Annotated in this window: 20 protein-coding genes and 1 tRNA gene; 12 read left to right on the top strand and 9 right to left on the bottom strand. The window is 49.0% G+C overall.

The features are described from left to right. Positions 1-14: 14 nt before the first annotated feature. Complete coding sequence (locus B156_RS0100895; RefSeq protein WP_040584996.1) at positions 15-1,181, bottom strand: glycoside hydrolase family 43 protein; 1,167 nt, start codon at positions 1,179-1,181, stop codon at positions 15-17. A 390-nt stretch (positions 1,182-1,571) separates the two neighbouring features. Between B156_RS0100895 and B156_RS0100890 the strand changes: the two genes are divergently transcribed. Further along, a complete protein-coding gene (locus tag B156_RS0100890; RefSeq protein WP_018617718.1) occupies positions 1,572-1,901 on the top strand; it encodes a nucleotidyltransferase family protein in 330 nt (109 codons plus the stop codon). A gap of 338 nt (positions 1,902-2,239) precedes the next feature. On the opposite strand, the gene B156_RS0100885 is transcribed toward B156_RS0100890, so the two are convergent. From B156_RS0100885 to rpoN, 4 genes are all read right to left on the bottom strand, one after another. Next, positions 2,240-2,313, bottom strand: a tRNA-Arg gene (locus tag B156_RS0100885). A gap of 66 nt (positions 2,314-2,379) precedes the next feature. Then, on the bottom strand, positions 2,380-3,177 hold the full coding sequence (locus tag B156_RS0100880) for an enoyl-CoA hydratase/isomerase family protein (RefSeq protein WP_018617717.1): 798 nt from the start codon (positions 3,175-3,177) through the stop codon (positions 2,380-2,382). Between the two features lie 128 nt (positions 3,178-3,305). After that, positions 3,306-3,893: a hypothetical protein gene (locus tag B156_RS0100875; protein WP_018617716.1), complete on the bottom strand. Its 588-nt coding sequence runs from the start codon at positions 3,891-3,893 to the stop codon at positions 3,306-3,308. A gap of 193 nt (positions 3,894-4,086) precedes the next feature. Continuing rightward, positions 4,087-5,535: an RNA polymerase factor sigma-54 gene (gene rpoN / locus B156_RS0100870; RefSeq protein WP_018617715.1), complete on the bottom strand. Its 1,449-nt coding sequence runs from the start codon at positions 5,533-5,535 to the stop codon at positions 4,087-4,089. A gap of 154 nt (positions 5,536-5,689) precedes the next feature. Between rpoN and B156_RS0100865 the strand changes: the two genes are divergently transcribed. Further along, on the top strand, positions 5,690-7,165 hold the full coding sequence (locus B156_RS0100865) for a nicotinate phosphoribosyltransferase (RefSeq protein ID WP_026260509.1): 1,476 nt from the start codon (positions 5,690-5,692) through the stop codon (positions 7,163-7,165). 77 nt (positions 7,166-7,242) lie between these two features. Here the strand turns inward: B156_RS0100865 and B156_RS0100860 are convergent, their stop codons facing one another. Beyond that, on the bottom strand, positions 7,243-7,734 hold the full coding sequence (locus B156_RS0100860) for a DinB family protein (protein ID WP_018617713.1): 492 nt from the start codon (positions 7,732-7,734) through the stop codon (positions 7,243-7,245). A 177-nt stretch (positions 7,735-7,911) separates the two neighbouring features. On the opposite strand from B156_RS0100860, the gene B156_RS0100850 reads away from it, so the two are divergent. From B156_RS0100850 to B156_RS0100840, 3 genes are all read left to right on the top strand, one after another. After that, positions 7,912-9,876, top strand: coding sequence for a M1 family metallopeptidase (locus B156_RS0100850; protein WP_018617711.1), 1,965 nt, complete (start codon positions 7,912-7,914; stop codon positions 9,874-9,876). Positions 9,877-9,995: 119 nt separating this feature from the next. Next, on the top strand, positions 9,996-10,487 hold the full coding sequence (locus tag B156_RS0100845; RefSeq protein ID WP_018617710.1) for an NADH-quinone oxidoreductase subunit C: 492 nt from the start codon (positions 9,996-9,998) through the stop codon (positions 10,485-10,487). A gap of 76 nt (positions 10,488-10,563) precedes the next feature. Further along, positions 10,564-12,225: a hypothetical protein gene (locus tag B156_RS0100840; RefSeq protein ID WP_018617709.1), complete on the top strand. Its 1,662-nt coding sequence runs from the start codon at positions 10,564-10,566 to the stop codon at positions 12,223-12,225. Between the two features lie 7 nt (positions 12,226-12,232). On the opposite strand, the gene B156_RS0100835 is transcribed toward B156_RS0100840, so the two are convergent. Continuing rightward, positions 12,233-13,600, bottom strand: coding sequence for a M28 family peptidase (locus tag B156_RS0100835; RefSeq protein WP_018617708.1), 1,368 nt, complete (start codon positions 13,598-13,600; stop codon positions 12,233-12,235). Between the two features lie 88 nt (positions 13,601-13,688). After that, positions 13,689-15,089: a dihydrolipoyl dehydrogenase gene (gene lpdA / locus B156_RS0100830; RefSeq protein WP_018617707.1), complete on the bottom strand. Its 1,401-nt coding sequence runs from the start codon at positions 15,087-15,089 to the stop codon at positions 13,689-13,691. A 206-nt stretch (positions 15,090-15,295) separates the two neighbouring features. Between lpdA and B156_RS0100825 the strand changes: the two genes are divergently transcribed. The 4 genes from B156_RS0100825 (at position 15,296) to nth (ending at position 18,098) form a co-directional block, all read left to right on the top strand. Further along, entirely contained in the window at positions 15,296-15,862 is a 567-nt protein-coding gene (locus tag B156_RS0100825) for a hypothetical protein (protein WP_018617706.1), read from the top strand. A 588-nt stretch (positions 15,863-16,450) separates the two neighbouring features. Continuing rightward, entirely contained in the window at positions 16,451-17,050 is a 600-nt protein-coding gene (locus B156_RS0100820; RefSeq protein ID WP_018617705.1) for an RNA polymerase sigma factor, read from the top strand. Further along, a complete protein-coding gene (locus B156_RS0100815) occupies positions 17,025-17,276 on the top strand; it encodes a hypothetical protein (RefSeq protein ID WP_018617704.1) in 252 nt (83 codons plus the stop codon). The genes B156_RS0100820 and B156_RS0100815 overlap by 26 nt, the downstream gene beginning before the upstream one ends. Positions 17,277-17,408: 132 nt before the next feature. Beyond that, positions 17,409-18,098 (top strand): endonuclease III, encoded by a 690-nt coding sequence (gene nth, locus B156_RS0100810; protein ID WP_018617703.1) that lies wholly within the window; start codon positions 17,409-17,411, stop codon positions 18,096-18,098. Positions 18,099-18,125: 27 nt separating this feature from the next. On the opposite strand, the gene B156_RS0100805 is transcribed toward nth, so the two are convergent. After that, entirely contained in the window at positions 18,126-18,545 is a 420-nt protein-coding gene (locus B156_RS0100805) for a nucleoside-diphosphate kinase (protein WP_026260507.1), read from the bottom strand. A gap of 228 nt (positions 18,546-18,773) precedes the next feature. On the opposite strand from B156_RS0100805, the gene B156_RS0100800 reads away from it, so the two are divergent. From B156_RS0100800 to rdgB, 3 genes are all read left to right on the top strand, one after another. Beyond that, positions 18,774-19,805, top strand: coding sequence for a DHH family phosphoesterase (locus tag B156_RS0100800; RefSeq protein ID WP_211211209.1), 1,032 nt, complete (start codon positions 18,774-18,776; stop codon positions 19,803-19,805). A 107-nt stretch (positions 19,806-19,912) separates the two neighbouring features. Next, complete coding sequence (locus B156_RS0100795; RefSeq protein ID WP_018617700.1) at positions 19,913-20,839, top strand: FKBP-type peptidyl-prolyl cis-trans isomerase; 927 nt, start codon at positions 19,913-19,915, stop codon at positions 20,837-20,839. 61 nt (positions 20,840-20,900) lie between these two features. Then, the gene (rdgB, locus tag B156_RS0100790; RefSeq protein WP_018617699.1) at positions 20,901-21,497 is read left to right on the top strand and encodes an RdgB/HAM1 family non-canonical purine NTP pyrophosphatase; all 597 of its coding nucleotides are present in this window, start codon (positions 20,901-20,903) and stop codon (positions 21,495-21,497) included. The last annotated feature ends 17 nt before the right edge of the window (positions 21,498-21,514 follow it).

Here is a 21,514-nt window from a genome sequence, read left to right as displayed (position 1 = left end):
GTATCCCAATCCAGTTATTTTTCAGGAAGGCCCGTTGTTACACCTGAGGGAAGTTTTTGGGGCGTAGTCGTTGGGCCGTCAATCGTTATTTTCCCATTTTTCACCGTCATACGATCAATACAAACAACCCGTTCGTCGCCGGTTTTGGCAATTCTTGCGTGGTAGACACAGAACATCTCTTTTCCATCTGGCGAGTAAGTAACGCTGTTATGCCCTGTTCCCGTAATGGCTCCCCCCTGGTCGGTATTTTTCTGCAATATCGGGTTATTAGCCCCTTTTGTGTAGGGACCCAAAGGCGAACCGGACGTTGCGTACCCAATAGCGTAGTACTGACCGCCGAAGTGATTGGCCGAATACATGATGTAATACATGTCGTCTTTTTTAAACGTAACGGAACCCTCTGTCCAACGTCGGTTCACTTCCCGGGCCGTAACAGACCTGCTTTCCCAGGCGGCTTGTTTGTCGCTGAGGCTAACGGGTGGCCTTAGCAGTAAAACCGGTTCACCAATGACGCCGGAAAAATCGGGTTTAAGCTCAATGCCGTATACCCAGCTTTCTTCAATTTCCTTGAACCACCCTTTTTGCCGGGCCAAATCGGCCACTTCGCTTTCGACCGGATGTTTGTAACAGCAACGCGAGAAATATAAATAGGCTTTGCCATTGGTATCGAAAAACACGTTGGCATCAATAATAGGATATCCGGGATCAAAAATCGGCTTGTTGGCCAGGTCGATAAACGGGCCGGTGGGCTTATCGGCAACAGCCACCCCAATACGGAAGTTTTCCACTTCATGCGTTGGATTTACCCGCCATTGTGCACTATAGACCATGTAAAATTTCCCGTTTACTTCATAGACCTCAGGCGCCCAATACGCACCGCCCCAACTGGCTGTTGAATCGCTCCAGGCATTCCTGTTATTGTGAAAGTATACCTGCCCTTCCGGCTGCCAGTTAACCAGGTCTTTTGATGAATACGCGGCAAATCCCCTATGCGCACCACCGCCTGTGCCGTACATATAGTAGGTACCCTGGGTGTACAGAACGTAAGGGTCCCCAAATTGAACTTGCAGGGGATTGCTATAAGTGGTTTTAGCCCTGGTAATAGGTTGTGTCGTTTGTGCCGGGGAATGGCTAATAACCAGGGAGGTGAAGAGACAAAACAGCAGCAGTGATTTTTTCATGATAACGATCTTCATTAAATCTGAGTAAACCTGTTAGGGCTTGTTTTGTAAGTTTATCTGGCGAAGCGCTTTAGGATAACGAAAATAAAGGCCATTTGAAGCATAGCCTCCAAACTTTCTATAGACATTCATTTGCGCTTGCTCGTCTTGTGGTGGCCCAAAAGTAACAGCAAGTTTTGCCAACCTTTCTCTGAATCGCTATACCTTTCCGAAGTTCGACAATACTCAGGACTTACTTCCACTAATACTGGTTCAACTACCTTAATTCCCCTACTGTTTAGCCATGAGCCAGTAACTCATAGGTGCAAGCTTCAGGCCGCATCCGCTCTGCACCCCGAAATTTGACAACACTATTAACAGACTGATGAACCAGCAACAAACAACTAACCCATGCCCTACGGACTGACTGATACTCAGATTACTGAAATTCAGCGGGTGCTGGCCCAAACGCCCCGTCTGGAGCGGGCGGTGCTGTTTGGCTCCCGCGCCAAAGGCACTCACAAGCCCGGCTCCGATATTGACCTGGCTTTGATAGGCGACACGTTCCAATTTGCCGACCGGCTCCGGCTCGACAATGAACTGGACGACCTCGATCTGCCGGTTTTCTTCGACCTCGTTGTGTACCGGCAAATCAGCGAACCCGCCCTGCGCGAACACATCGACCGTGTAGGCGTTACGCTCTACAGCCGCCAGAAACAGACCACCAAACACTATTCGTAAAAATTCAAAAGGAATTAGTTACGCCTTAGGAGAGAAGGACATACCTTTCTACAACATCATACCAATGCCGCTTATGGTAGATCAGCTAACATTATCGTCATTTTCCTCTGTAGGATGTGAGTCGACTAAATAGAGCAGGCAGTATGCAAATAAAAAGCCACTCACAAGAATTATCTCGTAAGTGGCGTTAATCAAGTGCACTCGTAGGGATTTGAAGGCGAACGCGCCCCCGGCCCAAACCTCCTGATTCGTACCGGGGTGGCGTTCTACTCAGGGGCTCTATCCAAGTGAGCGACGCAGCAGACAATAAAAAAGCCGCTTCTTCTGAAGCGGCTTCGTGCACTCGTAGGGATTCGAACCCCAAACCTCCTGATCCGTAGTCAGGTGCTCTATCCAATTGAGCTACGAATGCATTGCTCTGTGGCATTTCCCATGAATTGGGAGTGCAAAAGTAGGGAGAAAAAGCGTGTCTGTCAATCTATTTTCCTGAAAAATTTGCTTTTCGCTTCATCAGGAAGGAACCAATGCCTTCGGCAGCATCGGCCGAGCCGCCCAAAGTCTCCTGATTAACCGCTTCCTGTTCCAGTTGGTTGTCGAGAGTAGCGTAGAGGGATTGGTTAAGAACCCGTTTCATAGCACCAATAGCACGGGTAGGGGCTGTAGCGTAGTAGGCTACTACATCGGCAACAGCCACATCCAGGTCAGCCGCTGGAACAGACCGGCTCACCAGGCCCATTTGAGCGGCTTCCGGGCCATAGACCCGCCTGCCGGTGCTACATAGGTCAAAGGCCCGTTGTGCGCCAATGAGCCGGGGTAAAAAGAAGGTAGAACCGGCATCAGGCATCAGGCCGATGTTCACAAATATCTGACTGAAATAGGCCTCATCGGCACATAGGATCACATCGCACGCCAGCGCCAATGAGAAACCCGCTCCGGCCGCTACACCATTAATCCGCCCAATAACGGGTTTAGGCAGGTTGCGAATGGCCTGAATCATGGGGTGATACGTACGACGAAGCGAATCGCCTAACGTCAGTTGACCACCTGTGGATGCAGTCTGCGCAAAGCCCTCTTTCAAATCAGCGCCCGAGGAGAATGCCTTGTCGCCCGCGCCGGTCAGTACGACAACGCGTACCTGTTCATCAGCACCCGCAGCCTCTACAGCCGCCGTAATGTCATTGATCAGCCCGGCACTGAGGGCATTGTACACCTGAGGACGATTGAGGGTGATGCGACAAACTGCACCCTGCCGTTCGTAGAGAAGAGTATCAGACATAGTGTTTTTGGGGAAACAGTAGGCAAGCATACGGCTTTTGACGGAGTTGGCAAAATTAAGTTAGCCCGTCACTCGCTCGTAACCAGTATGCCCCCTTCAGGACAAAAACAGTATACTGATTCCCTCGTTTACAATAACCAGTAAACCGTCAGAAAACTGACGGTAAGTCCCAGCATCAGACCAACGCTAATCTGGGCAGGCGTGTGCGCATTGAGTTTCAATCGGGCACTGGCAACAAAGCCCGCTAGTAACACCAGCAAAAGCAACGGGAAGAATAAGTCGGTCAGGCCAAACCGGAGCATCATACTACCAATAATACCGACAACTCCACTAATACCAACACTGTGCGCGCTGATTTGCCAGGATAAGCTGATAATACCAACCAGGAGAATAGAGACGGCGATTCCACCCAGCAGAATCCCAATTTCGGGAGCAAGGCTGGAAATCCCCTCCATGCGGAAGGCGAAGAGATAGGCTAGAAAGAGATAGATAAGGGCCGTCAGAAAAAAAGGCAACCGACGGTCGGCCAGGGTGTTCAGGTATAGACTCTGAACGTAGCCGCTACGAAAGAGGTAATAAATCAGGAGAGACGGTACGGCAAAGGTGCCAACAAAAATCAGCACCAGCAGGCTCAGACGCAATGAGCCGGAAAAAGCGTCCATCCCCAATACCGCCGGAACCTGAAACAGGAGCAGGCCAAACAGTAAAGTCGGCATCAGCAACGGATGAAGAACGACCGAGAGGAAGCGGGCTAAAGACGAAGTCAATGATAAATGATGAATTATAAAGTATGACCGGGCCTCCGACGGTCGGCCGTTGCCGTGCCGTTACGCGGTGGCACCACAGATGCAAAGGTAAACGTACTGACTTTTACCATCCATCATTAGTCATTCATAATTCATAATTATTTTAAAGCTGCTTCCTCAGCCGGGCCACCGGAATATTGAGTTGCTCACGGTATTTGGCAACGGTCCGGCGGGCAATGTTGTAGCCTTTATCGTTCAGAATCTTCTCGAGTTTATCGTCCGATAAGGGGTGCAGTTTAGGCTCGGTATCAATCAGGTCTTTCAGAATATTCTTTACTTCCCGACTACTCACATCTTCGCCCGTATCGGTCGAGATCCCTTCGGAGAAGAAATACTTGAGCGGGTAAATGCCAAATTCGGTTTGTACGGCTTTGCTGTTGGCCACCCGCGATACGGTCGAAACGTCCATATCAATCATGGTCGCAATATCTTTCAGAATCATAGGCCGGAGCCGGGATTCGTCGCCCGTTTGAAAGAAATCAAACTGGAAGCGCACAATGGCGTTCATGGTCCTGAGCAGCGTTTGCTGGCGTTGCTTAATGGCGTCGATAAACCACTTGGCAGCATCCAGTTTCTGCTTAACAAACGTGACCGTTTCCTTCAGGTTTTTATTCTGCTTTTTGCTCTTGTCGTAGGTGTCGAGCATATCGGCAAAGGACCGGCTGATGCGCAGTTCGGGCGCGTTCTTCGAGTTTAGCGTCAGCTCCAGCTTACCACTGCTGTTGGTCAGAATAAAGTCGGGAACCAGGTACTGGGCCGTGCTGGATTCGCCATCTACCGAGCCGGGTTTTGGATTGAGTTTAATGATGATATCAATCACTTTTTTCAGCGAATTGTCACTGATACCCAGCCGACGCTGAATTTTATCGTAATGCTTTTTGGAAAATTCGTCGAAGAAATCATCGATGATCCGAATAGCCAGCGTATTGTAGGGGTCGGTGGTATCTTTACGCTTCAGTTGCAGAATCAGGCATTCCTGAAGCGTCCGGGCACCAATACCCGGTGGATCGAACGACTGAATTTTCTGCAGCATATCCTCTACTTCTTCGGTGTCGGTGAACACGTTCTGACCAAAGGCGAGGTCGTTCACGATAGCCTGTAATGACCGCCGAATGTAGCCATCGGCTTCAATGCTGCCAATGAGCTGTAACCCAACGGTTCGCTGCTGCTCCGACAGGGTTAGGTATCCAAATTGCTGAAGCAGGGCGTCCATCAAGCTCGAGCTGGTTGCCAGCGGCATATCCCGGTCTTCTTCCGCATAATTGCCGTCCCCCTGCATCTTGTACCCGCCGTAGTCTTCGTCCTGAATGTACCGGTCTATATCCAGCTCATCGTCACGCTCCTTATACTCGTCTGCCTCGTCGAAGGAGTCATCTTCCTCTTTCTGATCATACTCCTCGTCCATACCCTCCTCCAATGCCGGATTGATTTCAAGTTCCTCTTCAATCCGGGTATCCAGCTCAACCGTGGGAATCTGCAACAGCTTGATAAACTGAATCTGTTGCGGAGATAACTTCTGCTGGAGCGATTGAGACAAGCTTAACTTCTGCATGGTGGTCCTGAGAGCGGTAGATATTTATCCTATTGTCAATCGATTAGGGTGACAGCGAAACAGCCCCTCACAATTATCAGACCAAAGTAATACCCATTTTGTTTTTATCCTCATAAATTTTCTATAAAGCCATCTTGTTTTACTTTCGCCCTGTATGACAAACAAGCTTTACGACACCTCTCTAAGTCTGTTGACAGACCTGTATCAGGTTACAATGGCGTATGCTTACTGGAAATCAGAAACGGCTGAAAAAGAGGCAGTTTTTAATCTGTATTTCCGAAAGAATCCATTTAGTGGTGGTTTTACGATAGCCTGTGGGCTGGCAAACGTAATCGGCTACATCGACAATTTTGGTTTCTCAAAAAAAGATCTTCGCTATCTGGGAAGTTTGACCGGCAATGACGAAAAACCGCTGTTTGAACCGGCTTTTCTGGCGTACCTGGCTAAGCTGAAGCTCACGTGCAGCGTCGATGCGATGCCCGAAGGAACGGTCGCGTTTCCCAACGAGCCGCTGGTGCGGGTACGCGGCCCCATTTTGCAATGTCAGTTGCTGGAAACGCCCCTGCTGAACCTTATCAATTTTGAATCACTGATTGCCACTAAAGCTGCCCGACTGCGGTTGGTAGCCCAATCTGACACGGTACTGGAGTTTGGTCTGCGCCGGGCACAGGGTGTTGATGGAGGTATGACCGCCAGCCGGGCGGCTTACATTGGGGGTTGTGATGGCACCTCGAATGTGCTGGCCGGTAAACTCTATGATATCCCCGTGCGGGGCACCCACGCTCATAGCTGGGTAATGGCCTTTGCCGATGAGCAGCAAGCCTTCGACGCCTATGCGCAGGCACTACCTAACAATGTAACCCTGCTCGTCGATACCTATGATACCCTGCAGGGCGTTCGGCACGCAATAGAAACGGGGCGAAAACTGGAACAGCAGGGGCATACACTAGCCGGTATCCGGCTCGACTCCGGCGATTTGGCCTACCTGAGTATCGAAGCCCGTAAATTACTGGATGAAGCCGGCTTTCAGGATACGGCAATTGTAGCCAGTAACGACCTCGACGAAACAATTATTGGTAGCCTCAAGCAACAGGGAGCGGCAATAACCGTATGGGGCGTGGGCACCAAACTCGTCACCGCTTTTGATCAGCCCGCCCTGGGTGGTGTGTACAAACTGGCCGCGTTGAAAGATACCGAAACAGGCCAGTGGTCTTACAAAATGAAACTCTCAGAGCAGGCCATTAAAATCTCGACCCCCGGTATTCAGCAGGTACGTCGGTTTCGGGATGAACGCGGGTTTATGTCCGACATGGTTTACAATACCGAGGAAGAAGCCCGGATGGACGGGGATGTAACCATGATTGACCCACTCGATTTCACCAAACGTCGGCGTTTTGAGGCCACCCAGTCTTACGAAGATTTATTGGTACCCATTTTTGACGCGGGCAAATGCGTGTATGAACTGCCCGATATTCATTCGGTGCGGGCGCGGGTGCAAGCGCAACTGGCCGGACTGCATCCGGGCGTGAAGCGCTTTGTGAATCCACACACCTACCCGGTAGGGCTGGAAAAACAACTTCACGAACTGAAAACAGCGTTGATTCTGGCCATAAGGGAAGGAAATCAATAGGTCAATTCTGTATAAGTGTAAACCCCACTTAACTCTCCCTACTGGGGAGAGTTAAGTGGGGTTATATCAGCAATGATTTACTGTTCATCCGCACTGGGTCCGTAGCTGCCGGGAATCGGAATATCCAGTAATCGAAGGTACACTCCCAGTTGAGCCCGGTGATGCACAATCTGGCAAAACGTCGTTCGAATCATCTCGTGTTTAGTCGAAGCCATGTAGATTGTCTCTCCGTCCCGCAGTGTCCACGTTTTGGTCAAAAGGGCTTCCTTTTCCGGCACCAACTGCGAGCGGCCATTGACCAGGCAGCTTTCAGCGCAGTTCATCAGGTCGGCAGTGGTATTTATCTCGGTCGGCTGGTAAGGGCTGGTGGCAAAATCCAGTTCGTCTGTTGTCAGCACCATCGTTACCCAGGTGGGTAATTCGGCGATGTGCGTCGCCAACTGCCGGATGGTCATGCTTTTGGGGTGCGGTTGCCAGCCGTATCTATCATCCGGGATACGTGCCAGCATATTGCGGGTTGTTTGCGCTTCCTGCTCCATTTCGCGTAAAAACATCGGTATCAATTCCATGCGACTTCGGTTGGTTTATTGTTCGAAACAAAGGTAAATGGCGGGTGTGACAGCCCTATGTCAGCAGGGTTTAGGGAGTACGAAGCAATTTTCCACTTACTTTGCAGCGATATGGCAAGGCGGGTTTTGTTAATCATCCCGTGTAATGCGGTTTCTCACGGCTGCCCTTAAACGCCAATGAAATACTACTTATTTTTCCTGCTTATTGGCTTCACACTGACCGGTTCAGCCCAGTCGGTGAAGTCCATTTTTCCGGAGCCATTAAGCCCAAGGCTAGCTAATTACCAGATTGACGTTACCCTCAACCCGGTCACTAAAAAGCTGGCCGGGCTCGAAACGCTTACCTGGAAAAATGCATCCCCTGATGTCATTCGCGAACTACGATTTCATTTGTACCTCAACGCGTTTCGTACTGATAAATCGTCATTCATGCGCGAATCGGGGGGGCAGTTGCGGGGAGTAACCATCGACCAGGATGCAAAAGAGAATGCCTATGGTTCCATTGATATACTATCCATGAAACGACGCGGCTCCGGGGATACTGCTTCAGAAACACTCGTGTACCAGTACATCCAGCCCGACAATAATAACACCAGTGACCATACCGTAATCCGGGTGCCACTCAGCAAGCCTGTTGGGCCAGGCGAGACTATTGTGCTAGATATTGCCTTTAAGGCTAAACTGCCAAAGATTTTTGCCCGTACGGGGTTTAGCCGCGACTTCTTTCTGGTGGGCCAATGGTTCCCAAAAATTGGCGTCTACGAAGCGGCCGGTACCCGCTATGCTACGGTAGGTCAGTGGAATTGCCATCAATTCCATGCAAACTCCGAATTCTACGCCGACTATGGGGTGTACGACGTAAACATCACCACACCAAAGGCCTATTGGGTGAGCGCTACGGGCCTGTTTCAATCGGAGAAACTGCACCAGAACGGCACTAAAACTATTCTTTATCATGCCGAAGATGTAGTAGACTTTGCCTGGACGGCTTCTCCGCATTTCGAGGTGATAAACGACAAATGGAAACGTCCTTCGGGCGGGGAGGTTAGTATCGAGCTAGTGATGCAGCCGGAACACCGGAATCAGGCGCAACGCCATATCAATGCGGCCAAAGCAGCCCTTGCCTACTTCGACAAACACCTGGGTCGCTATCCGTTCCCCAACCTAACCATCGTTGACCCACCCCTGCACGCCAGTGGCTCTTACGGGATGGAATATCCCACATTCATCACCGCCGGTACCGTCTGGGCTATGCCTGATGGCGCACGCTTTCCGGAGCAGGTAGCGATTCATGAATTTGGCCACCAATACTTCATGCAACTGCTAGCTACCAATGAGTTTGAGGAAGCCTGGCTCGACGAAGGATTCAATCAGTACTACGAAGGCCGGATGATGGACGAAACCTACGGCCCCCGCTCGTCGCAAATGAACTTGCTGGGGTTCCGAATGGGCGATATGGAAAGCTCACGGGATGGGTACGTGCACCAGAACAATCCGGCCATTGGCTCGTCATTTGGCAATACGTGGCAATTACCCGACGGGCAATACGGGGTGCTCACGTACTTTAAAACGGCTACCTGGCTTCGGACGCTGGAGGGACTGGTAGGCCGCCCCGTGATGGACGAAATCATGCAGACGTACTTTATCCGCTGGCGGTTCAAACACCCTAATGGTCAGAAATTCATCGACATTGTTAACGAAATCGTTCCGAAACGGCTGGGCAGTAAATACGGGGCCGACATGAACTGGTTTTTTAGGCAGGTTTTGTACGGCGAGACTGTTGTGGATTATGCGTTACATTCGCTCAGGAACAGGACGCGCGACAAACAGAAACAGACCATCGTTACTGTGCAACGCCATGGCGATGGCATAATGCCGCTAGATATTCTGGTGCATTTTGACAACGATAAAGAAGTCATGCTACACTGGGACGGTAAAGATCACCAGCGCCAGTTTACCCTTACCCAAAATGCCAAAGCGGTGTGGGCAACCGTTGACCCAAAGCAGAAAATTTACATGGATACCAATTTCAACAACAACAGTTTGACCCTGGAACCATCATCAGCACCAGCGGCAAAATTTGCTACGAAGTTTTTGTTCTGGGTCGAGAACTGGATGCAGTGGCTGGCATGGCTGGCGTAAGGAAAAACAAGCGAAATATAGTTAGTACATTGTAATTCAAGTTTTCTGTCATTCCGACCGGTGCGGCAGAAAATAATTAAACACTTTTATTATACTGCATTTATTCTTCTACTAACCAAATGACCTTTCCCGAAATAGTCAACCTCCTTACCGGCCAATTTGGTCCCGATATTCAGGCTAATACCCAGAATTTGCAGCCGTTTGTCACTGTTCCGGCGGAGCAGTTAGTGGCTATCTGTCAGTTTTTACGCGACGATGACCGGTTGTTTTTTGACTTGCTGGCCTGCATTACAGGCATTGACAATGGCCCGGAAGCCAATACAATGGAGGTTATTTATAATTTAACCTCCATTCCGTATGAGCACGACCTGATGATGAAGATTATCATACCCCGCACTACTGGTTCGGTCCAACTGCCATCCGTGCCAAGTATTGCTCACATCTGGCGTACTGCCGACTGGCACGAACGCGAAGCCTTCGACCTGGTTGGTATTCATTTTGATAACCACCCCGACCTGCGCCGAATCCTGCTTCCTACCGACTGGATTGGGCACCCCCTTCGCACCGACTATCAGGAGCAAGAGGTTTATCATGGCATAAAAACGAAGTGAGCCGACAGTTTTTTACTGAGCAGTTGACTGTTTGGGGTTTTCGTTTGTTATTGCTTTGTCTGTTCTTACTAAAGCAATGAAAAAACGGTTTTGTGTTCTGGCTGGCTTACTCATTATACCCTTTCTCCTACCTTTTTCAAGTCAGGCCCAAACCGACTCTGTTATCGTGACGGGTCGTATTCGTAATCTGACGGCCCGTATGTACCGGGAAGCCTCTTTGGTATCAATCAGTCGGAACAACGTGTTGCAGGCCAGCAGAGAGCTGGTACGGCCCGCTCCGCTGAGTGTTGACGGAACATTCCGGGTGGCGATGCCGCTGATTTATCCGCAGGAGGAAATGTATTTCAACTACGGACGCATTTCAACCGCTTTTCTGGCTGCTCCCGGTACGCTCACGCTTGACCTGAATGCCGACTCACTCTTCTCGATGGCCGTTCCCTTTAAGTTCGGTGGTGTAAACGCGCAGGTGAACCAACAGTTTGCCCGGTATAAAGCCTTCGAGGCCACATACCCCGATAAACCGGATACCCGTAAGCTGTCGGAACAGCTGGCTACCCAGGATGACGTAGATGCCTTCAATGTTTTGTCGACTGCATATCAGGGAGCCTTTAAGAAGTTCGGCCGTATGGAACAGCCTTTTCCGCTCACTACCCGCTGGATCATGAGCAACAATGCCTACAATGCGGCTGCCTTTGTGTACGACAAAGCGTTTTACGAAAATGGAAAACTACCTGTTTCGCTGGACGATTCGCTACGCCCCCCCAATAACGTGATCCTTACGGCGGCCCGCGCATCGGCTATGAACCGATTTGCCACGTATGCTACCCAGCAGCTCACCAATGATGCCACCCGTGCAAACGGTATCACGGTGCGGGCACTGGCTAGTTTGCTTGAGCGTTACGGCAAGAGTATTACGACCGACGAGCGCACCAGGCTCCGAGGCTATGCCCAGCAAAACTCAGCCCGCGCTGCCGATTTGCGATTTTTCGATGAATTGGTGAAACGAAGCCCTGATACGCTCCAGCGACTGGTCAATTACGAAACACTCATTCAGCGAAGTATACGGCAGTATGATAGCACGGCCGTCGATTACCTGGCCGCTTACTGGCTGACTACTACGCTGCCCGGTTTGACGCTCAATTTTGCCCGATTGCTCTATGACTACGCCCGCCCTCAGATTAAAGACTCAAAATTAGCGGCATCGCTGGACGAGTTGTACTCGCTGGAAATAAAAGATAGTACCAGAATCCGATCTGCTATGCAAACGTTGCGCAAAGCCAGTACGCAAACCAATGCCCTGGAAATATCGCCCGGCGTATTTGTTACCCGGAATAATTCGGCCAGTGGTTCGGCCCTTCTGGACCAGATTATCGATGCCAACCGGGGAAAGGTAATTTACCTGTTGCTCACCTCTCCTGGCAATGAGGCTGGCAGACAGGCCGCGCTCGATGCCCAGCGGTTACGTAATACATACAGTCTGCGCGATTTTGCCCTGGTGTATGTACCCATGCCAGACAACGACAAAGCACTCTGGCCCGAGCTGGCCACCCGGTATAATCTCTCCGGCGATCATGTGCTATTAACGGAGAATCAGCTTATGGATGCTGTTAGTCGATTCAGAGCCAATGACGAAATTTCGGCTATGGTCATTAACCGAACCGGTAAGGTTATAAAACGAAACGCGCCCTTGCCGGGCGCGCTCGAAGAAGCAGCAAAAATCATTGAAAAAGGCCTTTAGACTCTTTTCACAGACCATACGCGTCCAGCAGATAAATTACTGCCGCCATTGAAGCCGCCCCCAACTCCAGCTCGCGCTGGCTAACGGCTTCAAACCGGTCAATAGTTGTGTGATGATAATCGAAATACCGCTGTGAGTCGGGCTTGAATCCGAGTAATACGGTACCAGTCTGGGCTAACGGACCAATATCAGCTCCTCCCCCACTTGGCCCGATTTCGGTTAGGCCATAGGGGGCAAGTAATGGCTTCCAGGCCATGATTTTTTCCCGCTGTTCGGGTTTACCCACAATACCAAAACCACGCGGGGTAAAACCACCATTGTCGGACTCAACGGCGGCAATGTGTTTTTCATTGTTTTTCTTTGCTAAGTCAGCATATTGAACGCCACCACGCAGGCCATTCTCTTCATTCATGAACATGACCGCCCGAATGGTATGCTTTGGCTTGATACCCAGCGCCTTCATGATTCGCAGCACTTCTATCGACTGCACACAACCCGCACCGTCATCATGGGCCCCTTCGGCCAGATCCCATGAATCCAGATGCCCACCTACCACAATGATTTCATCGGGCTTTTCACTTCCCTTTATTTCACCGACTACGTTGTAGGATTTAGCATCAGGCAGGGTTTCGCAATTCTGTTTGAAATAAAATGTCAGGGCCGGGTTTTCCTGTAAGGATTTACTCAGCAAATCAGCCCCGTTCGTACTGATGGCTGCGGTTGGAATCAGGGCAACGCCGGTGCCGTAACGCATACCGCCTACGTGCGGATTATCGTCATGTACATTGGTCATGGAGCGGACAATAGCCCCCACTGCGCCGAGTTTAGCAGCCTCGGTTGCCCCATTAGCGCGCTGGTCTACAGCACCACCGTAGGCTTCGAACGTGTTAATTTTCGTCGGGTCCATCGGGCGGTTGTAAAACACGATTTTACCCTTTACTTTGTCAGCACCCAATGCCCGTAATTCGGGGAAACTTTTCACCTCAATTACCTGCGCTTCAATCCCTTTCGCCGGTGTCGCAACCGAACCTCCCAAAGCCGCGATGGGTACCACTGTTTTCTGCTTCCCGATGTGAATGAAGGCTTCCTCTTTGGCGCCACGCACCCAGTGGGGTACCATAACGTCCTGCAAAAACACCCGGTCAAATCCCTGTTGATCCATTACCTGTTTCGTCCAGTCGACAGCTTTTTGGGCACCCGCTGACCCGCTTAGCCGGGGACCAATCTGCTTGGTAAGGTGTCGGAGCCACTCATAGGATTTACCATTCGAGAGAGCCTCGTTATAAATTTTTCGGATGGTAACCGAGTCCGGATTTTGAGCGTAGCCATAACTAATAAGCAGGCTTAGGAGAAATGTAAGCGTTCTCTTCATCATTCAGGCGTTGTATAGATAAGCGGGCAAGATACAGAAAAGCCCGGCTACCTCACAGTAGCCGGGCTTTTGTTCTTTCAGGCAAACTAAACTACATATTAATCGCCCGATTGTCTGTTGCGGCCAGACAAGCTTCTTTGAAGGCTTCGGTATAGGTTGGATGCGCGTGTGACATGCGCGAGACATCTTCTGCGGATGCCCGGAACTCCATAGCTACTACGGCCTCGGCAATCATGTCGGCGGCACGGGCTCCAATGATGTGGACCCCTAGAATTTCGTCGGTTTCTTTGTGCGCCAATACCTTTACTAAGCCATCAATGTCCATACTTGCCCGCGCCCGGCCTAGTGCCTTAAACGGAAAAGACCCCACTTTATAGGGAAGGCCCTCCTGCTTCACTTCTTCTTCGGTGTAGCCTACTGAGGCCACCTCCGGCCAGGTGTACACCACACCCGGAATCAGTTTGTAGTGGATATGCGGTTTTTGACCCACGATGGTTTCGGCAATGAATGTGCCTTCTTCTTCCGCCTTGTGCGCCAGCATAGCCCCCCGAATTACGTCGCCTAAGGCGTAAATATGCGGTACGCTGGTACGCAGGTGGTTATCGACTTCAAGCTTGCCCTTCGCATCCGTTTTCAAACCGGCGGCTTCTAGATTCAAGCCATCGGTGTACGGCCGCCGACCTACCGAAACCAGGCAGTAGTCGCCGGTGAGGGTAGTACTTTCGCCTTTGGGCGTATCCATCGTCACCACAACTTCGTCGCCTTTGTTTTCAACATTAGTCACCTTGTGGCTGAAGTAAAAATCGGCACCGAGTTTTTTGATGGATTTCTGCAATTCCTTGCCCATCGTTTTGTCCATTGTCGGAATCATGGAATCGAAGAATTCCACAAACGACACCTTGGACCCGAGCCGGGCGTAGACTGAGCCTAATTCGGCCCCAATAACCCCCGCCCCAATCACAATCATGTGTTTAGGTATTTCGGTAAGCGTTAGCGCTTCGGTAGAGGTAATGACCCGCTTCTTGTCAATCGGCATGGAGGGGAATGACGACGGTTTGGAGCCGGTAGCAATCACAATATTTTTGCCTTTGATGGTCTGTTCTGACCCATCATCTTTGGTTATTTTTATGGTATGAGGATCAACAAATGAACCCACGCCGTGTAACTCGTCAATTTTGTTTTTCTTCATCAGGTAGGCTATCCCCTTTGTAGTCTGATCGACAACACTAGCCTTACGTGCGGTCATCTGTCCCAAATCAACCTGCAGGTCATTCAACTTGATACCATGCTCGGCAAAGGTATGAGCAGCATTGAAGTAGTGCTCCGACGAGTCGAGCAGGGCTTTCGACGGAATGCAGCCAACATTTAGGCACGTCCCGCCCAAGGTCGAATATTTTTCAATGATGGCCGTTTTCAGGCCCAGTTGGGCACAACGAATGGCACCGGTATAGCCACCGGGCCCCGAACCTATAAAAATCACATCGTATTCCATAGAATCAAATAAAGAGACGACTAAACAGAAGATATAAGAAGGAAAGTAAAAGAGCGATTCCGCATCTTTCTTCTCATGGAGAACACCTTTCCTTTAAACTAAATGCAAATTTGGGTTAGAAAATGATTACCCAAACCGATTTGTCAAAAAACGTGTTGGAAGTTTTGTAAGGTCTCTCCAATACCAGTACTGTTTTATCCTGATTTATGCGTTTTATTTCCCTTATTATCATACTGTTGCTATTCATCATTAGTAGTTGCACCAATCCCGCCCGACAAGATCAGCCAACTGTTTATTACGATGTATTGGGGTTTGTTAAACAGCAGATTACGGATTTATCGGTGCAGAAACCACTGGTAAGAAAGTCCATTGGCATCAACGAAACCCGAAGTCAGCAGCAAACCCGCGATATCAACTGGAGCCGAGAACTGGCGTTATTTACCCAGGCCGACATCAACAAACCGGCACTTCGGACCAGTTATCAGATTAACCGACCCGATTCACTAACGTATCAGTACACGCTGAAAAATTCGGCCGATCAGCTAACCGTCCAGTCTCTTACCGTACAGGTCGATTCTGTAACGCACCAGCCACGCCGGATTGAAGCAGTCTTGCAAACCAGTAATCCCCTGTATTCATCCAAGCGTAATCTTCTGCTGGAAAGTGGCCCAACTGAAGGGCAATGGCGTGTAAACTATTACAGGCTATCTGGGTTCCAGAAACTTCCGTATTTCGAAAAAAACAGCTTTCTGGTAGAAGGGCAGGTTAATTAAATAAGCCGTGGCTAAGCTTTGTTCGATAATAGAAAAACAAAGGTCATTTTCGCGCCCGCGCCAGAGTGGATTTCATAAATTTCCTGAATTAATCCTATTCAGACCTGAATATTCCTCAGCCCTAGGTCCGTTACATTACCGCTTTAAGTACCGCTCATTTTCAGCAACCGTGAGGACCTAATCTATAGCCTACCTCTTTCTGCATAGCTAACATAATTCCTCTATTCGCCTAAGGTACTCCAGCATACCTACAGTGGCTGTTCAGTAGAAGGAGCAATAAAAAGATAAAAGGAAGTTAAACTAAATGGGGACCAGCCGAATCCAAAGGATGTAATCATAACGTAAGTACAATTATTTCTCTGAATAAGCTATATTTGCATAACGATAGCAATAGAGTATTTTTTCTCGATATAAATTGACTTTTTTTAAGAAAACATACGTCTTGGCAGATTTTTTGCTATATATATTTGGATTTTAACATAGTTTTCGTTTATTTTCAAGTCTTGAATAGTAGTAAGTTCACAAAAAACATAACCTCATATACACTATCGAAACACAACTCTACGTTACCTAATTGTCTTACTGAAAATGGAAAAAGCCCAGGTAAACGACAGTGAGTTGATTTCCCTGTATATCCGTGGTAATGAAAAAGCCTTTGCTAAGTTAGTGCAACGGCACAAATCGAAGATTTACACTACTATTTATCTGATCGTAAAAGACCAGTATGTAGCAGAAGACTTGATGCAGGACACGTTCATAAAAGCCGTGGACACGCTCAAGTCGGGTAGATACAACGAGGAGGGAAAATTCTTACCCTGGATTATCCGAATAGCTCACAACTTGGCGATTGACTATTTCCGAAAAGATAAACGCTACCCCAGTGTGGTGTTTGAAGACGGAAGCAGTGTGTTTAATACGCTTGAGTTTGCGGAGGATTCCGTTGAATCACTCCAGATTCGGCAGGAAACACACGAGCACTTACGCGAGTTGATTCAGCGATTGCCGGAACAACAACGTCAGGTGCTTATCATGCGGCACTACGAGGAAATGAGTTTCCAAGAGATAGCCGATGCGACCGGCGTCAGCATCAACACGGCTTTGGGACGTATGCGTTATGCGTTAATCAATTTGCGCAAACAGCTGAGTAAACGTTCGCCGAGTTATGATAAAAACATTTACCCAAGATGATGTAGTCCGGTATGTCTATGAAGAGACCTCTCCTGAGGAGAGTCTGCTTGTTGAAGACGCCCTCATGTCGGAGCCGGATCTGATGACCTTCTTTCTGGAAGCGCTTGAATTAAGAGCTTTAATGAACAAGATAGAGCGTCAGCCAAGGCCCAACACGGTTCAGACTATTCTGAATTACTCAAAAAATCATTCAGCTAATCCACTTGCCCGTTTACGACCTTCGTAAAGGGTAGGTGCGTTTTGCTTTTACGGCCTGGGCAGTTGTGCTCTGTAGGCTAGGCTATTTCTTGGTTGTACTGTACAACCGGGTGAACCTACCCTTCAGACATTGCTGCCTGGGCTGTATCCATTTCATCATATGCAAAAGAAAGAGCGCTTTCGTCGTTTCATAGACTATTTTACTCAACACTACCCTGATCCGAAAACGGAACTGAACTTTTCCAGTCCTTACGAACTACTGGTCGCAGTTATATTGTCGGCTCAGTGTACGGATAAGCGAATCAACCAAATTTCGCCCGCGCTATTTACTCGATTTCCAGAGCCAGAATCATTGGCAGCCGCTTCCATTGATGAAGTGTTCAGTTACATCCGCAGTGTTTCCTATCCTAATAATAAGGCAAAGCATCTGGTCGGCATGGCTAAAACACTTCTGGAAAAGTTTGGGGGAGAGATCCCGGCAACTGTAGAAGAATTACAGACACTACCCGGAGTAGGCCGCAAAACAGCACACGTAATATTGTCAGTTGTTTATAATGAGCCAACTATGGCTGTAGATACCCATGTATTCCGGGTTTCGCATCGGATAGGATTGGCCCCGCTAACAACCACAACACCACTAGCCGTAGAGAAGGCTCTAATGAGGCACATTCCTAAAGAATACGTGCCAAAAGCGCATCATTGGCTCATCTTGCATGGGCGTTACGTGTGCCTGGCCCGCTCACCTAAATGCGGGGAGTGCCCTTTGAGCGAATTTTGTAAATACTATGAAAAGAGTCGGCCAGTTTGTAGCAATGAGTTAGTCAGTGGCGAACTCGTTGGTACTGATTAACTCATTGTTACAAACTGGCCGAACAGCTTAATATTGATCAGTACCGGCGAAAAAGAAGCTACCCTCTATTTGGGCATTCTCATCTGAATCTGACCCATGAATAGCGTTGGCTTCCAGCGACTTAGCATACAGTTTACGAATAGTACCTTCTTCGGCCTGAGCCGGGTTAGTGGCTCCGATTAGTTTACGGAAGTCGGCAACGGCATTCTCTTTTTCGAGAATTATCGGTACGATAGCACCAGATGACATGTAGGCACAAAGAGAGTTATAGAATGGGCGTTCGCTATGAACGGCATAAAACTGTCCTGCCCGCTCAGCTGTTAGCTGTGTTTTCCGAATGGCTACGATTCGAAAACCTGCTTCTTCAATCATTTTGATGATGGCACCCGTATACCCGGCCTCTACAGCATCGGGCTTAATCATAGTAAATGTTTGGTTGGTTGTCATTCTACGTAGTATTATCCAAATTTTATTGGGCGCGAAGGTACAGACTTTCAGCTAAAAACCCAGATTTTTAGCAACCCACATTGCAATCGCCACCTTACGAGCATCCCTTCATAAACTAGCTGAGTTCAGAATCAGGTTTACAGCTTTGTATCCTAATGGGCAAATCATCCGTCGCAATTACTATTATTCGTACTTTTGGGTTTCGATTACAACTACGGTTGTTTATTTATGCAAGATATTGAAGCAATTGGTGCAATTATAGGGCAACTATCAGATAGCCCCAAATACACCATGCTGATTACGACTCACCAGAATCCCGATGCCGACGCCATGGGATCATCATTGGGGCTGGCGGGGTACCTTCGCAAAAAAGGCCATCAGGTTACAGTGATTACACCAACCGATTACCCGCAGAACCTTCACTGGATGTCAGGTAACGATGACGTCATTGCATTTGACGAAAAAAAACGGGTGCTGGTGAGTCAACTTTTTGACGAGGCTGATATTATTTTTTGTCTTGATTTTTCAAGTCTTGACCGAATTCGTGAGCTGGCACCTATGGTTCGCCAGTCCCGCGCTCGTAAGGTACTGATTGATCATCACCTGGAACCAGAGTCCTTTGCGGATGTGGCACTGTGGGACCCCAAAGCTGCGGCAACGGCTGAATTGGTCTTCCGGCTGATTGTGCAGCTAGGCGATACAGACCTGATTGATATCCCAATGGGCGAATGCCTGTACGCTGGGTTGATGACTGATACAGGCTCTTTCCGTCATTCAAATACTACCGGCGATGTGCATCGGATGGCTGCCGTGTTGCTGGACCTCCATATTGATGTCAGTAACATTCACCGACGTATTTTTGATAATGTATCCCTAGATAAGTTTCGTTTGTTGGGCTACATTCTAAACGAGAAGCTAAAGGTTCTACCCGAATATAAGTTTGCCTATATTATTCTGACTGACGCCGAATTGAAAAAATATCGCTCAAAAACCGGTGATACGGAAGGTATGGTTAACTACGCGCTGGCCGTTGAAGGGGTTGTTATGGCCGCTATTCTAATTGATCGGGTGGACGAAATTCGAATTTCATTTCGGTCGATAGGGGACTTTTCCGTTCGGGACCTGGCCAGTGCGCATTTCAGTGGAGGAGGACATCGGAATGCTGCAGGAGGGCGTTCTAAGCTGTCTTTAGCCGAAACCGAAGAGAAACTTTTAGCCGTAGTACCCCTGTATCAGCAACAGCTACTGGAAACTGTTTAGGCCGATTTACCGTATTGGACTTATGGTAATAAGCCAATGCGAACTGAATGCCATTACCATAAATTGAATACTGTAAACTCATTCAAGAATAAATCAACTAATTTCTCATGTCTCTTAAAAATTTCGGGAAAGCCGCCCTACTCGTCGCTATTGTAGCGGCCTGCGGTAAAAACCGCGTACAGGTGACGGACAACGGCCTGAAGTACAAAATTCACGAACAAACGGAAGGAACGCGCAAAGGTAAAGTCGGTGATATTCTAACACTGCACCTTACGCTGATGAATAATAAAGACTCCGTATTACGCGACACTCACAAAGAAGGAGCTCCCTTTCAGATGTTGCTGCAGGTTCCACCGTTCAAAGGCTCTTACGAAGAAGGGCTAACCATGCTTGGCAAAGGCGACAGCGCAACATTCTACGTCAGTGCCGATTCTTTGTTTACGAAGGCTATGCAGCCGCTGCCTCCAGGCGTTCAGAAAGGAACAGACATTGGTATTGCGGTTAAAATGATGAACGTACAGTCCGAAGAAGAATACAAGAAGACACAGGCGGCCGACTTTGATAAACAGAAAGGTATAGATGAGAAAGTAATTCAGAATTACCTTGCCAAAAACGGCCTGACCAGTAAAGCGCAGAAAACAGATTCGGGCGTGTACTACGTTGTCACGAAGCCGGGTAGTGGCCCTACACCTCAAAAGGGAGAAGTGGTAACCGTACATTACACTGGTAAGACGCTGGATGGCAAGGTGTTTGATAGCTCCCGGACTAATCCTCAGGCGGGAGGGAAACCTGCTCAGTTTCAGTTAGGTGTGGGTATGGTTATTCCTGGTTGGGAAGAAGGGGTTAGCAAACTACACAAAGGCGAAAACGCTACGCTGGTTATACCCTCAACGCTGGCTTATGGCCCTCGCGGTAACCAGGCGATACCACCCAATGCAGTGCTTTTGTTCGATATTGAACTGATGGATATTCAGAAGGGCCAGGCACCACAGCCCGGTATGCCCCAAATGCCACAGCAACCTTCGGGTCGGTAAAAGGATGTAACTTTTTAAGTCAGCCGTTTGCAGTTACCGCTGTGAACGGCTTTTTTTGTTTATGATCGAACTCTGCTTCGCTACCAACAACCAGCACAAACTGAACGAAGTTTCTCACCAGCTTGGTAACTCGTTTGTCCTAAAAACACTTCGCGATATTGGCTGTACGGATGAATTACCCGAAACATCCGGCACCATAACGGGTAACTCAGGCCAGAAGGCAAACTATATCTGGACGCGTTTTGGCATTTCCTGCTTCGCCGATGATTCGGGGCTGGAGGTAGAAGCCCTCGGTGGTGAACCGGGTGTCGACTCTGCTCATTATTCGGGGAGTCGCGATGCGCAAAAAAACATGGAGAAGCTACTGGAAAAACTGGCTGGAAACAGCAACCGTAAGGCACAGTTTGTCACGGTCTTCACGCTCGTTCTTCACGGTCGGGATGCCGTACCAGTTACGCATCAGTTTGAAGGTCGGATAGCAGGGCAGATTTTGACCGAGCCAAGGGGGAGTGGGGGCTTTGGATACGATCCGGTATTTCAGCCTGATGGACACAATCGTACTTTTGCCGAGATGAGCGAAGAAGAAAAAAATGGCATGAGTCATCGGTCACGGGCATTAGCAAAAATGATAGCTTATCTGGAGAAGCAGGCATATTAAGGCGTTGCTTACCATTT

Source organism: Spirosoma luteum DSM 19990, from assembly GCF_000374065.1.
GTDB lineage: Bacteria > Bacteroidota > Bacteroidia > Cytophagales > Spirosomataceae > Spirosoma > Spirosoma luteum.
The sequence above is the reverse complement of the archived record's forward strand: the minus strand, read 5'-3'. Positions and strand labels throughout refer to the sequence as shown.

Excerpts from the sequence above, each read along its gene's own strand:
- B156_RS0100895 (WP_040584996.1), bottom strand. The coding sequence starts at position 1,181 with ATGAAAAAATCACTGCTGCTGTTTTGTCTCTTCACCTCCCTGGTTATT.
- B156_RS0100890 (WP_018617718.1), top strand. The coding sequence starts at position 1,572 with ATGCCCTACGGACTGACTGATACTCAGATTACTGAAATTCAGCGGGTG.
- B156_RS0100880 (WP_018617717.1), bottom strand. The coding sequence starts at position 3,177 with ATGTCTGATACTCTTCTCTACGAACGGCAGGGTGCAGTTTGTCGCATC.
- B156_RS0100875 (WP_018617716.1), bottom strand. The coding sequence starts at position 3,893 with ATGCCGACTTTACTGTTTGGCCTGCTCCTGTTTCAGGTTCCGGCGGTA.
- rpoN (WP_018617715.1), bottom strand. The coding sequence starts at position 5,535 with ATGCAGAAGTTAAGCTTGTCTCAATCGCTCCAGCAGAAGTTATCTCCG.
- B156_RS0100865 (WP_026260509.1), top strand. The coding sequence starts at position 5,690 with ATGACAAACAAGCTTTACGACACCTCTCTAAGTCTGTTGACAGACCTG.
- B156_RS0100860 (WP_018617713.1), bottom strand. The coding sequence starts at position 7,734 with ATGGAATTGATACCGATGTTTTTACGCGAAATGGAGCAGGAAGCGCAA.
- B156_RS0100850 (WP_018617711.1), top strand. The coding sequence starts at position 7,912 with ATGAAATACTACTTATTTTTCCTGCTTATTGGCTTCACACTGACCGGT.
- B156_RS0100845 (WP_018617710.1), top strand. The coding sequence starts at position 9,996 with ATGACCTTTCCCGAAATAGTCAACCTCCTTACCGGCCAATTTGGTCCC.
- B156_RS0100840 (WP_018617709.1), top strand. The coding sequence starts at position 10,564 with ATGAAAAAACGGTTTTGTGTTCTGGCTGGCTTACTCATTATACCCTTT.
- B156_RS0100835 (WP_018617708.1), bottom strand. The coding sequence starts at position 13,600 with ATGATGAAGAGAACGCTTACATTTCTCCTAAGCCTGCTTATTAGTTAT.
- lpdA (WP_018617707.1), bottom strand. The coding sequence starts at position 15,089 with ATGGAATACGATGTGATTTTTATAGGTTCGGGGCCCGGTGGCTATACC.
- B156_RS0100825 (WP_018617706.1), top strand. The coding sequence starts at position 15,296 with ATGCGTTTTATTTCCCTTATTATCATACTGTTGCTATTCATCATTAGT.
- B156_RS0100820 (WP_018617705.1), top strand. The coding sequence starts at position 16,451 with ATGGAAAAAGCCCAGGTAAACGACAGTGAGTTGATTTCCCTGTATATC.
- B156_RS0100815 (WP_018617704.1), top strand. The coding sequence starts at position 17,025 with ATGATAAAAACATTTACCCAAGATGATGTAGTCCGGTATGTCTATGAA.
- nth (WP_018617703.1), top strand. The coding sequence starts at position 17,409 with ATGCAAAAGAAAGAGCGCTTTCGTCGTTTCATAGACTATTTTACTCAA.
- B156_RS0100805 (WP_026260507.1), bottom strand. The coding sequence starts at position 18,545 with ATGACAACCAACCAAACATTTACTATGATTAAGCCCGATGCTGTAGAG.
- B156_RS0100800 (WP_211211209.1), top strand. The coding sequence starts at position 18,774 with ATGCAAGATATTGAAGCAATTGGTGCAATTATAGGGCAACTATCAGAT.
- B156_RS0100795 (WP_018617700.1), top strand. The coding sequence starts at position 19,913 with ATGTCTCTTAAAAATTTCGGGAAAGCCGCCCTACTCGTCGCTATTGTA.
- rdgB (WP_018617699.1), top strand. The coding sequence starts at position 20,901 with ATGATCGAACTCTGCTTCGCTACCAACAACCAGCACAAACTGAACGAA.